The 12,183-nt window shown below is 58.8% G+C and carries 11 protein-coding genes; 6 read left to right on the top strand and 5 right to left on the bottom strand.

Translation table 11 applies throughout. The features are described from left to right. From ACSSVY_RS17015 to ACSSVY_RS17005, 3 genes are all read left to right on the top strand, one after another. Window positions 1-627, top strand: a 627-nt coding sequence (locus tag ACSSVY_RS17015; RefSeq protein WP_454270762.1) for a class I SAM-dependent methyltransferase, incomplete at its 5' end; no start/stop codon positions are given. Between the two features lie 25 nt (window positions 628-652). Continuing rightward, entirely contained in the window at window positions 653-1,342 is a 690-nt protein-coding gene (locus ACSSVY_RS17010; RefSeq protein WP_454270761.1) for an N-acyl amino acid synthase FeeM domain-containing protein, read from the top strand. Window positions 1,343-1,546: 204 nt separating this feature from the next. After that, window positions 1,547-2,911 carry a sensor histidine kinase gene (locus ACSSVY_RS17005; RefSeq protein WP_454270760.1) on the top strand — a complete coding sequence of 455 codons (1,365 nt, stop codon included), beginning with the start codon at window positions 1,547-1,549 and terminating at the stop codon, window positions 2,909-2,911. A gap of 71 nt (window positions 2,912-2,982) precedes the next feature. Here ACSSVY_RS17005 and ACSSVY_RS17000 read toward each other — a convergent pair whose 3' ends face one another. From ACSSVY_RS17000 to ACSSVY_RS16985, 4 genes are all read right to left on the bottom strand, one after another. Next, window positions 2,983-3,369: a hypothetical protein gene (locus tag ACSSVY_RS17000; RefSeq protein WP_454270759.1), complete on the bottom strand. Its 387-nt coding sequence runs from the start codon at window positions 3,367-3,369 to the stop codon at window positions 2,983-2,985. A 68-nt stretch (window positions 3,370-3,437) separates the two neighbouring features. Continuing rightward, entirely contained in the window at window positions 3,438-3,959 is a 522-nt protein-coding gene (locus tag ACSSVY_RS16995; RefSeq protein ID WP_454270758.1) for a hypothetical protein, read from the bottom strand. A 138-nt stretch (window positions 3,960-4,097) separates the two neighbouring features. Next, the gene (locus ACSSVY_RS16990) at window positions 4,098-5,549 is read right to left on the bottom strand and encodes a DUF3427 domain-containing protein (protein WP_454270757.1); all 1,452 of its coding nucleotides are present in this window, start codon (window positions 5,547-5,549) and stop codon (window positions 4,098-4,100) included. 346 nt (window positions 5,550-5,895) lie between these two features. Continuing rightward, window positions 5,896-6,843: a DMT family transporter gene (locus tag ACSSVY_RS16985; RefSeq protein WP_454270764.1), complete on the bottom strand. Its 948-nt coding sequence runs from the start codon at window positions 6,841-6,843 to the stop codon at window positions 5,896-5,898. A gap of 157 nt (window positions 6,844-7,000) precedes the next feature. Here ACSSVY_RS16985 and ACSSVY_RS16980 point away from each other — a divergent pair, with 157 nt between their 5' ends. Then, window positions 7,001-8,143, top strand: coding sequence for an HPP family protein (locus ACSSVY_RS16980; protein WP_454270756.1), 1,143 nt, complete (start codon window positions 7,001-7,003; stop codon window positions 8,141-8,143). 156 nt (window positions 8,144-8,299) lie between these two features. Here ACSSVY_RS16980 and ACSSVY_RS16975 read toward each other — a convergent pair whose 3' ends face one another. Continuing rightward, window positions 8,300-9,424 carry a zinc-dependent alcohol dehydrogenase family protein gene (locus tag ACSSVY_RS16975; RefSeq protein ID WP_454270755.1) on the bottom strand — a complete coding sequence of 375 codons (1,125 nt, stop codon included), beginning with the start codon at window positions 9,422-9,424 and terminating at the stop codon, window positions 8,300-8,302. Window positions 9,425-9,891: 467 nt separating this feature from the next. On the opposite strand from ACSSVY_RS16975, the gene ACSSVY_RS16970 reads away from it, so the two are divergent. Next, window positions 9,892-11,193, top strand: coding sequence for an ABC transporter substrate-binding protein (locus tag ACSSVY_RS16970; protein ID WP_454270754.1), 1,302 nt, complete (start codon window positions 9,892-9,894; stop codon window positions 11,191-11,193). Window positions 11,194-11,267: 74 nt separating this feature from the next. Next, the gene (locus ACSSVY_RS16965) at window positions 11,268-12,173 is read left to right on the top strand and encodes a branched-chain amino acid ABC transporter permease (protein WP_454270753.1); all 906 of its coding nucleotides are present in this window, start codon (window positions 11,268-11,270) and stop codon (window positions 12,171-12,173) included. Window positions 12,174-12,183: the final 10 nt, after the last annotated feature.

The raw sequence follows: 12,183 nt of genomic DNA, 5'->3' as shown, positions 1-12,183 counted from the left end.
CTGCTGCGCGATTTCGAGGCTTTCCTTCAAACAATAGAGACACCGAAGGTGATCTATGACATTGGTGGCGGCACCGGTAACTACGCCGAGATCGCCGCTCGCGCCTGCCCCGGCAGTGAGATCCACTTCGTCGAACCCGACGCAGGCATGATCGAGCTGGCGAGAGCCAAACTGGCAGCGCACGGCAATACCAATTATGAGAGCCTTGCGCTCGAAGACATCGATGCCCCTGGCACGGCCGATCTTGTCATCTGCGTACACGCGCTTTACGCGATGCCCGCGCCAGAGCAGCGGCTTGCCGACATGCGTCGGTTGCTTCGGCCGGGCGGCTTGCTCTACCTGATTGATCTTGGTCGTTACATGAACGTGGCCGACTGGCGCAGCTACCTTTTCTCCCACTTGAGAAAAGAACATGGGCTGGCAGGCACACTCCGGGTCTTTTGGCAGGGACGAGAAATCGCCAAGCAGAACAAGGCTATCTTCAAGGCACAAAAGAACGGCGCTTACTGGACGCACACCGAGACAGAGATTGCATCGGCAGCCACCGCAGCGGACTTCGAAATCCTCAGGCAGGACTGCGTTTATCGTGGCTACAGCGACCTCCTCGTATGTCGCGCAAAGCTGTAGTCGCGCGGGCTTGGAAGGAGCGATCATGAACGAGCAAGCCATCGATGCGTTGAAGCACGCGCGCTATAGGGTTCTGACCGAGAGCGAGGACCTGGAGGAGGTATATCGCCTGCGCTACAAATGCTATCGCGCCGAACGATCGGTCGCCGAGAACGAACGCGGTATAATGTCCGACGCATTCGACGAGACGGAGAACTGCGTCCACGTCGGTGTTGAAATGGATGGAAAGATGTTGGCGTCGGTGCGCCTGCACCTGATCTCCAAGCTCTCGCTTACATCACCGACGCTGGAGGTGTTTCCCGAGATTCTGGAGGACATCAAACGCGGACAGACGGCGCTCGATTCGACCCGCTTTGTGATTGATCCTGCGGCCCGCAAACAGCGCGTGCCGTTGCATTTTTTAGCACTGCGCATCCCATGTCTCGCTATAATCTTCTACGATATCGATCTGGGCCTTGCGCCGGTGCGTGCCGAGCATGCCGCGTTCTACCGCCGCTACTTTGGTTATAAACCGGCGCTGGAACCGCGCAGCTACCCTGGGTTGGCAAAGCCTATCCACCTTCTGACAGCCAAGGTTCGGGAACAGCGCGACGCGGTTCTGGCGCGCACTCCGATTTTCGGTCCGGTTGACGCGATCCCGCAATCCAACATTGAATTTCCGGACCTTTCGGGGGTCTATGTCGCTTCCAAGAATGGCCGTTCCGAGGCGGCCTGACTGCGCGTGGTTGGGCGCCTTAGACAGGCGACGGAGCGCAGTCGGCTTCCAATGTGGGCTGAAGCATGGCTCCCAACGAATATCTAAGGGTCATAAAGCTTTGCAATTTTCGCAATTGAAAAGCATCATCCCGCCTTGAGAGTGGTCTATTTTCAACACATTTTCGCTATAAGCGTTAACCTCGGACCTGCGTCAGAGGTAGGCATGAAGGACTTTAACACAGTTTGGGCGACCCGGGGCGATTGGTTCAACTCGGACGGTCAAGAACAAAGTATCAAGGACTACCTGCGCCTTGCCGACCAGCTCGTCTGGAAGCGGCAATTGAGCTATCTTGTTGCGGCCATATTGGCTCTTTTCTACATTGATCCCATTATAATCCTTGCGTTCTACAGCGCCGTAGCTCTTATCGAATTGCTTGATATGGCTCTTGCGCGAAAGTACCTCGGCTGGGATGGTCAAGACGCGGTGGTAGGCGGGAAAATCCTCAAGCGGATCACTATCAACACAGGCCTGAGTGCGATTACGATCAGCGCCTTTATCGTCGGTACTGCAGTTCAGAAAACATCGAGCGGGCATCTGACGCCGAGCTTCTTGCTCCTTTGTGCGTCGGTTTTCGCAGCGATGTACAATAGTCAAATGATCGGCATCCTGCTCTTGCGTCTCGTGATCTACGGTTTCGCGTTTCTGTACATCGCGTTCCTCGACGTGTTTCGTTATTTCCCACCGCTTAACTCCCCAATCTGGTTGGAGTTCTTCACGATCATCTTCGTGCTCTACTTCATTTGTGACATATCAGCGAAGTTCTACCTCAGCTACCAGGAGCGGCTTCAACAGATGCAACTGATCAAGCAGGAAAACGAACGCGCCAAGGCTGCTTTGGAAGTCAAGTCGCAGTTCCTCGCCACGGTCAGCCACGAGTTGCGCACACCGCTGACCTCAATCATGGGATCACTTGACCTCGTAAACAGCGGCGTACTCGGCGAGGTGCCCGAGAAGCTCAAGCACGTCATCGGCATCGCGGCCAAGAACGGGCATCGGCTCGCTAACTTGATCGATGACCTGCTCGACCTGCAAAAGATCGAAGCTGGCGAGATCGTGTTCCATTTCAAACCCCTCAATGCCAACGAGTTGGTGGACGAGGCCGTGGAATCCACCACAGGTTATGCCGGAAAGCTCGGCATCCAAGTCACGACCATCCACAGCGAGGAAGATTGCCGGTTTTTGGGTGACCGCAGCCGCCTGATCCAAGTGATGAACAACTTGTTGTCAAACGCCCTGAAGTTTTCCGACGAGGGCGGTACGGTGAGGGTGCGCGTGGAAGCTCTTGGCGCCCGCATCCGCATTTCGGTCCATGACGAGGGTGTGGGTATTCCGAAAGATGCCAAGGACCGCGTTTTTGGCAAGTTCAGCCAAGTGGATTCTTCCGATGTGCGTAAAGTCGGTGGTACCGGCCTTGGCCTGAACATCAGCAAGCAGATCGTTGAGCGCCACAACGGCACCATCGATTATGTCAGCGAACTGGGCGTGGGTTCGACGTTTTCTATAGAATTCGACCGCTTGACAGACTGAGCCTGCCCGAGCGCAGGCCTCGACCTGGCCGCAGAGATGGTCCATCAGCATGATTGCGATCAGACAAAGTCCTAATTCAAGTGACGGCCCAGATCACTGTTCAAAACTTTAATATCCATCGGAATGCTCCTCTTTTCCACCCATGCCCGCAACAATGCCCACGGTTTGGTGGGAGGGCAGTTCATCCCACCGACCGTGCCTGCTGCCTCATAGACAAGATCGGCCTGGAAGGGTTGAGGGGGACGTCCTGCGCTGGTTTCGCCGGCGACACGCCAGGGCGTGAAGTTGGTGGCCTCGTGGACCGTCCTGGCTATAGCTTCTTCAGGCGTCACAAGGCAGATGAGTGAGCGCAGGATTTCCAACGCCGTTTCAGTCCAGTTGCGCCCCATTTCCCAATATTGCTCGGCGGCCGCGCGACGCACATTAGCAAGGTCGGGCCAGGTATTGGCATCGTCCATGACTTCCAGGTTGCGGCGAAGACCATTAATCGAGAGATTAGCGCTTCCCAAAAGCGCAGTTTGCTCGCCTACAAAGAGCTTCGCTGAAGCATCGTTGGCCTGCGTCCCAATTTGGTTTCAGCGAGTTCCGGATCGAAAGTTCGGAATTGGATAGTCCCACGCTCGATTGCGTCCATTGCAAGAACCGCGCGCAGGTCTGCCAAATCAACAAGCGAAAAGCCCCTTGCGCCCAGAAAATGCTGGCGTGCTTCTTCGGCCACGGACCGGCCGCCGCCACCTAAAACTTGTCGTGTTTCAGCTTTGGAACCAAAGACAATGCGAATGCTGCCCTCTGGTCGTTTACCAAGGTCATCGACCCTTTCGAGCAAGATGGTCAGAGAGGATAGGAAGTCCTGATAACCCGTCACGATTAGGCAGCGCGGTTCCTCTAGGACGGACTTGACCAGGCCATTGACAGAGCGGGTTGCATTGTCACCCCAGGCTTCATGGTCGTGCGGGGACGGCGCTTCGGACGTCTTCTCTTCTCGATCGGCATCGCCGGTACGGGAGAGAAAACGCGAAATCAGTCCTTGCCGCTCCGTGGTTGTCATATGCCGATGTCTTCCTGTGCCTAAGTGGCAACGCTAAAATTGGCTTCTTCTAGGCAATTAATCCTGATTTGGAATTCCGAGCTCGACCCAAAACTCTCGCGGCGCTGGCGAAGTCAAATCCCATCGCACCTCAATCGGTTATTCACCTTCCCAACTGATAAACTCAGGCTGTCCGCAATAGATAAACGGATTGACCTTTCCATTCACCTTATTACCGCGCCGGATGATTAAATGCACTTCATGACCTTCCTCACCACTGATAATCCTGCCGTGTTTGCTGTCCTGCCGCGTCTGGTTCTGGCTGAACCATTTCAGCCGTGACGGGCTGAGGAATGCATTTTCGTAGGTCAGGTCCTGGGTCGAGACATTGGCGAGAAGGATCATGGTCTTCTTTTCGGGCAGCGCCTTCATCCCGGTGCGCCAGACGTTTTGCTTGTACTCTTCACCAAAGAACTCGGCGATCTCAGGCACGTAAGAGCGCTGCCAAAGCTCCAGAGCCTGTGGCTTGGCGACAAAGGTCGCGGACGCCTCGGCGGCCTCGCGCACGATGGGCGTTTCCGCCAAGCGCCATTCGACCAACTCGCGCACAAGCGGTTCCAATTCGCCGGAGGCGTCAGGTCGCGCCAGCCCTAAGCTGTCGCTGCCCTGCGCCAGGTGCGGGTTGAACGCCAGCTCTGACGCTCCTTCGCTCGGCTGCCGTCCGGCTACCACGTCGCGCAAGCCGGTCAAGGCGGCGCGGGACAAACCCTTGGTCCGTTCCATCTCGCGTAACAAGCGCCCGTGGGTGGCGAAGGGACGTTCGGGCAATGGGTCTCCCATGTCCCGTACGAAGTCGAGCCAGCCGCCGTGGTCGGAAGCGCGGGGATCGAAACCGTTACGGAAAACTTCGACCGCGGTGGGACGGATGCCGTTCCGGTCCCGGAAGTCGAGATAGAAGGCTTCGAGCTTAGCCGCGCCCTCTTTCGGGCGGAGGAGATTGCGCAGGATGTCGATGACCTCGAGCTCGTGGGTAATCTCGCAGCCTTGGGGCATCTGGAATTCGCCGGCTTGAAGCGCCTCCAGCTTGGTCGAGATCGAGCGATCCCCTGCGCCCGCCTGCAAAAGGGTCGCGACCTTGGTCAGGAAGCTGCGGTGATTGCCGATGTAGTCGATGACCTGCAGAACCTTACCTTCGACGCGGCGCAGGCCACGGCCGAGTTGCTGCAGCCAGATGATCGCGCTTTCAGTTGGGCGCAGCATCAGAATGGTACCAATTTCCGGCACGTCCACGCCTTCGTTGAACATGTCGACCGCGAAGAGGATATCGATCTCGCCGCGACCGAGCGCTGCCAAGGAACTCGCCCGCGGTGCTGAGCTTTGGCCCGAATGGACTGAAACGGCTTTCTGCCCGGCGGCGCGGAAATAGTCCGCCATAAAGTCGGCGTGGCGCATGGAGCAGCAGAAGCCGATTGCGGCGCCCCTTGCGCGATTACGGTATTGCTCCAGCGCGTTCAGCGCCCGCGCTTCGGTTGCTAAGGCTGCGTCCAGCGCAGTCGGATCGAACTGACCGGATCGCCAGGGGATCTGCGCGTAATCCACATCGTCGTGCACGCCGAAGTAGTGAAACGGCGCAAGGTGACCCGAGTCGACCCCGCGAAGTTCGGGAACTTCATGCTCAAGCTTTTCACCCGTTTATACGCGCACCACTCCCCGCGCCGGCTTCTGCTTATATTATCCCGGGCGTCGCAACCCTTCTGCTGGCGTCGCGGCGTTCCTCGCACTGGCGCGAAGCATGGCTACCAGACAGCCGCAGAGTGGGTGAGAATGATCGAGGCATGCCTGACGTCTTGATGCGGCCAAGCAGTTTGCTCCTGTCGAACCAGCCGGTGATACGTCGTCCTAACATACCAAGAGGTGCGGCAGGCATGCTCTGCCACTCACTCAGAGCCATGCCACCTCAGATCGGTGGCGCGGCGCGTTCGGTCATCAATTGGCGGGCCGTGACTCGCTCGCGGTGGATCATATAGAGCCCCGCGCCGATGATGATGGCGATGCCCGTGAGCGTGAGCGCGTTGGGGAAATCGCGGAACACCAGATAGCCGAGCAATGTCGCCACTGGCAGTTCCAGATATTGCAGAGGCGCAAGTGTGGCTGAAGGGGCGAGCGAGAGCGCATAGGTCATCATCATATGGCTTAGCGTCGCGAAAAACCCGACCCCGAGCAACCAGACCCATGCAACTCCTTCGGGCCAGACCGGATCAAGCATCTCAATCCCCGTGCCCTCGGCCAAGATCATCACCGGCAGGCAAAGCAGGCTGGCAATGAGGCCGGTGTGAAATTGCAGGGTCACGGGATGCACCCGTCGCGATAGGCCGCGTGTCACGAGGATATAGAAGGCGAATCCGACCGCCGTGCCCAGCGGAAACAGTGCCACGGCGCCAAAGGCCGCGAAACTGGGCTGGATCACGAAGAGGACGCCAACAAAGCCCACCATCGCGGCACCCACGCGGCGCGGGCCGACATCTTCATCCAAATAGAACTTGCCCACCAACAGCACGATGAACGGGGCGACAAAGACAATTGCCAGCGCATCGGCCAGCGGCATCACCCGGATTGCGGCGATGAAGCAAAAGGTCGCGCCAAAGAGCAGCACCGCGCGAGACAGGAGTGCTAGCCATTGCTCCCGTGGCACGCGCAACGACAGCCCCATGATCCAGACAAACGGCGCCATAAGTGCGCATTGCACGATAAACCGCGCGGCGGTGATCTGTCCTACGGGCACGCTGGTGGACGCGAGCTTGGCCGCCACATCCAAGAGGGGGGCGGTCACGCAAAACCCCAGCATCAGAGCGACACCTGCAAGGATGCGGTCGGTGGGCGGGGGGACGGAGGTCGTGCTTGTCATGAACCCCGCATAGGGTTTCACCTCGGGCGCGTCTATCCTTTTCACGACCCTTGATCTTGCCAAAGAGGTCAAACAATCGGTGCCAATCAGTGTCGATTGATTGAACATTTCGCAAACTGGTGAAAGTCTGCGCGGATCTGGTAGGGGAGCCGCGAATTTGCATATTCTGAGATCACTTGGTCCCGCTGTCCCTAGGGTTTCTGGGATCGAAGCCCTGCGGGCGGGCCTTGGGGCGCTGATCGGATTGGGGCTGACGGGGCTGTTCCTTTTGTCGCCAAACATTGATCTGGCGTTGGGTTTATACCTTGTCGCGCCCTTTGGTGCGTCGGCTGTCCTGCTCTTCGCCGTCCCGAACAGCCCGCTTGCGCAGCCATGGTCCGCGATTGTCGGCAATACCGTTGGAGCACTTGTCGGGGTGGCCGTATGCCTAATTGTCGGAGACGTCGCCCTGCGGGTCGCCCTGGCTGTGGGTCTTGCGATCACCGCCACAATCCTGTGTCGTGCGCTCCACCCCCCTGCCGGTGCCGTCGCAATGACCGCCGCCATGTCTCCGGATGCCGTCGCACACTTAGGTTTCTGGTTCGCCCTCGCCCCCATTGCCATAGGAACGACGGCCCTTGTCTTGCTCGCGACCGGCTACGCGCGGCTGACTGGGCGACATTACCCGTTCCGTCAATTCGATGACCCGAGCAAGCACAGAACGGAAGACCGAAATCCGACGGAGCGTCTCGGCCTTTCGGAAGACGAACTGACAGGTATTCTCGAACGCTATAGCCAATCGTTCAACCTCGGGGTCGAGGATCTGGCCCGGTTGATAGGTGCTGCGGAACTGCAGGCGGCCGCGCAATCGACCGGACCGCTGACCGCTCAGGACATCATGTCCCGTAATCTTGTCACGGCTCTCCCGGATACAACGCTTGGCGAGATTGCGGACATCTTCAGAAAACATCGGTTCACGTCGCTGCCGATCGTAGGGTCCGATACCAAGTTCTTGGGCGTCATCTTTCAGATACATCTCATCAGCCAAGCCCGAGAAGACGCGCTGCGTCTGCATCGCGGCTACCTGCCCGCCTTGAGACGGTTATTGGATCGAGATCGTGAGAAACCTATGACCGCGAGCGACATCATGAGCGTCGCAGTTCCCCGCGTCACGACAAACACTCCGATCGGAGCGCTACTGCCAATGATGGCGGACGGCGAGACCGATGCCGTACCCGTTGTCGAGTATGGAAAAATCGTCGGCATTGTCACGCGAACCGACCTTATCGCCGCACTTGCCCGGCGAGCGGCGCGATCCTGACACACAAGCTGACACGGTACTTGTGCCTCGATGGATCACCATCCACCAAGCGCGTCATCCATACCTTTGCCGCAGAATACCGCTAGGGAGGTCCGCGTCGCTCACCGTCCCGTGTCCCGGCAAACGCGTCGACGCATGATCTCTCGCGGTCCGCTCTCAACCGAATTCGATCACCTGTCGGATTGCCGTGCCATTGTCCAACTGATCCATCGCTAGGTTGATCTGATCGAGGCGCAAGCGGTGGGTGAGCATCTTTTCCACCGGCAGTTTGCCTTGTTGGTGCAGCGAGAACATACGCGGCAAGTCGCGTTGCGGCACGCACGAGCCGATGTAGCTGCCTTTGAGGCTGCGTTCTTCGGCGACCAGCTTGAGCGCGTTGAGCGGCATGCGCGCATCGGGATGCGGCAGGCCTGCGGTTACGGTCATGCCGCCCCGGCAGGTGCAATCATAGGCGGTTTCCAGCGCCTTGACCGAGCCTGCCAATTCGATGGCATAATCGACCCCGCCACCGGTGATGTCACGCACGGCCTGCGCGGTATGCGCGTCTGATGTCACGGCATGGGTGGCCCCCATGCTGAGTGCTGCATCGAGTTTGGATTGAAAGGGATCAATCACCACGATCTGTGCCGCGCCTGCGGCCAAGGCCCCCAACACCGCCGAAAGCCCGACACCGCCCAATCCCAACACGGCCACCTTGCTGCCCGGCATGACCTTGGCGGTGTTGAAAACGGCCCCCGCACCGGTCAGCATCGCACAAGAGAAAAGGGCCGAGATATGCGTGGGAATGTCGGCCTCGACCTTGACCAGAGAGCGGCGAGCGAGAACAGCATGGCTGGCAAAGGCCGAGACGCCGACATGGTGATTGACCGGCTTTCCGTCCATCGACAAGTGGCGATGGCCGGTCATCAATTCCCCGACCCCGTGATGTTTGGCTGCCCGAGTGCAGAGCGCCGGACGACCTTCGGCACAGGGCTGGCAGGTGCCGCAACCGGGCGCAAAGATACAGACAACGTGATCGCCGGGCGCGAGATCGTCGACGCCCGGCCCAACCTCTTCAACAATTCCCGAGGCCTCATGGCCAAGCACCATTGGCAGGGGGCGGGGACGGGTTCCATTGATCACCGAGAGGTCAGAGTGACAGACACCTGCGGCAGCAATGCGGATCAGAACCTCATCACGTCCGGGTCCCTCGAGATTGACGTCGCGCACGGTCAGTGCCTTGTTCGCCTCGAAATCGCTCTGGATGTTATCGCGTTCAAGAACCGCTGCCTGTATTTTCATGGTGTCATTCTCCCGTAAATTGCTCTTCGAACCTGTATAGATCTGATAGCTGAGGCGCGGGCCTTCATGGGCGCGGGTCGCTCGTGCGGCATGCCGCGGCCATCCTATCTGCGTTATAAGGCGCTGTCGTCGTGGTTTGTACCGTGATAGTAAGAACCTATGGCCGGAATAGCGTCAAGGTATTGGCCGAGCCTTCGGCTCTCGGTCTACCATCTTGGATAGGCCACATGGGAGGGCCTTCGAATGATGCGCCAATCAATGATATCCTTTGTCATCATGGACGGTTGCTGCCTGATGGAGGGCGTTGGTGCTTCCGACAGGATTTTTGCCTCCCCGGCGCGCAGCCCGTCGAAGAGTGTTGCGCCCCGCTCACAATGGGGAACATGCCAGTCTAGCGGGCATCGTCAGATGTTCATCACACCAATCGCAATACGCTGATTGGCTAAACTGAAAAGGGAGGACTACATATGAAAAACCTATTCGTGACACGCGCTGCCGCCGCCATGGTGGCCGCTGCATTGCCTCTTGCGGCAGCCGCAACAGATAAACCCGAAAGCCTCAAGATCGGGATGACCGCATTTCTGACCGGCCCCGCGTCGGTTTTTGGCGTGCCGGCACGCGATGCGGCCGAGATTCTCATTGAGAATATCAATGCGGCTGGTGGCATCAACGGTGTCCCGGTCGACATCTCGTTCATCGACGAAGGGGCCGGCGCCGAGGCGCTGACGTCGGAATATCGCCGCATGGTGGAATCGGGGGGCGCCGAGGTGATGCTGGCGGCAATTTCGTCGGGCAATTGCCAGACGCTCGCACCACTCGCTGAGGATTTGCAAGTGCCTAATCTGATGTGGGACTGCGGCACGCAGCGCATCTTTGAAGAGAACGATTACAAATACGTCTTCCGCACACAGGCCAACGCAACACCGGAAATGCTGGCGACCGTGCTCTACCTGCTCAAGACCAAGCCCGATTTCAAGACCATCGCAGTGGTCAATCAGGACTACGCTTGGGGGCGTGACAGCTGGGATATCTTCATCACCGCGCTCAAAGCAATGAAGCCGGATGTCGAGGTCGTGGCCGAGTTCTTCCCCAAGTTCGGCTCGCCTGACTTTTCCACCGAAATCTCGCGGCTTCAGGCCTTGCAGCCCGACGTGATCCTGTCCACCTCCTGGGGCGGCGACCTTGACACCTTTGTCCAGCAGGCGTCGCAGCGCGGGCTGATGAACACCTCGACCTTTGTTCTGCCGCTGGCTGAATCCTCGCTCGAGCGGCTTGGGGCGGCGCTCCCCGACGGCCATATCATCGGTGCGCGCGGGGATCACTATTTCCTCCACCCCGAGCGCCGCAATGACGAAGACTTCAAGGCCTTCATGACGCAATACGAGGAAAAGACCGGCGACGTGTCCGTCTATCCCGTGTTCCACGCCAGTCAGGCCATCGCCGCGCTCAAGGCTGCCTATGAAAAGGCCATCGCCGACAACAGCGTTGATTGGCCCAGCGAGGATCAGTTGCTAGCGGCGCTTGAAGGTCTGACCTTTCAGGGTCTGGGGCGTCCAGTCACTCTGCGCGAAGACAATCAGGGTGTCGAAGATCAATTGATGGGAACCAGCGTGCAAACCGGCAATTATCCCTTTGCCACGATGCAGAACATCATGATCTTTGACGGTGACGAACTGACCACGCCGGTCGGGCAGAACTCGATCGAATGGGTCGGCGCGCTTGATGCAGGTTTTGTCGACAGCGTGACGGTCGATACCTTCGAGAACTGACCCAAGCCTGTCACCATTGCGGAGAGGGCAAGCGATTGCCCTCTCCGTGTCCTTGAACCAGCCGGGACTTGCCCATGAATCTCGCGATCTTCCTTCTCGCCCTGTTCGACGGTGTCGCCTATGCCGCGCTTGTGTTCATCGTGGCGCTCGGTCTCACTCTGATCTTTGGCGTCATGCGTATCCTGAACGTCGCGCATGGTTCGCTCTATGCGATCGGCGCCTATACAACAGTCTCGTTGGTGGGATATTTTCTGGCCCTCGGTTTTGCTCCGGCCTTTGCCTTTCCGCTGATGATCGTCTCGGCAATCCTCGTGGGCATCGTGATCGGCGCGCCGCTGGAATATTTCCTCCTGCGCCGCATTTATGACAAATCCGAAGTGCTCCAACTCCTCGTGACCTTCGCGGTGTTCATGATCCTCGAGGACGTGCAGCGTCTGGTCTGGGGCACGCAGCCCTATTTCAACTCCTCCGCCTTGCAGGCCTTGGGCAATGTCAGCGTGTTTGGCGTGACCTATACCGCCTATCAGCTCATCCTGTTGCCGCTGATTGCCGTGGTTCTGTTGCTCGGCATGCGCTTTTTCCTGCGCCATACGATCACGGGCAAGCTGATCACCGCCACCACCGAAGACCGCGAGGCGGCACAGTCCATCGGGATCGACGCAGACCGGGTGTTTCTCTTCACCTTCGTGATCGGTGCGGTTCTGGCGGGGCTGGGCGGCGCGCTGGCCTCTCCGACCACGTCGATCCTGCCGGGCATGGGCGCGGACATGATCGTGCTCTCCTTTGCCGTGGTGGCCACCGCCGGGCTGGGGCAGATCGAGGGCGCGGCCCTCACCGCCCTGATGATTGGCCTGGGTCGGTCCTTTGCCGTCTATCTCTATCCGGAAATCTCGGTGCTTGTGCCCTATCTCATCATGGTTCTGGTTCTTCTCGTGCGGCCTGAGGGGCTCTTTGGTAGCCCCGCCGCGCGCAAGATCTGAGGCCCGTGAT

The sequence above is a fragment of the Roseovarius sp. MBR-51 genome, from assembly GCF_053628575.1.
The sequence above is the reverse complement of the archived record's forward strand: the minus strand, read 5'-3'. Positions and strand labels throughout refer to the sequence as shown.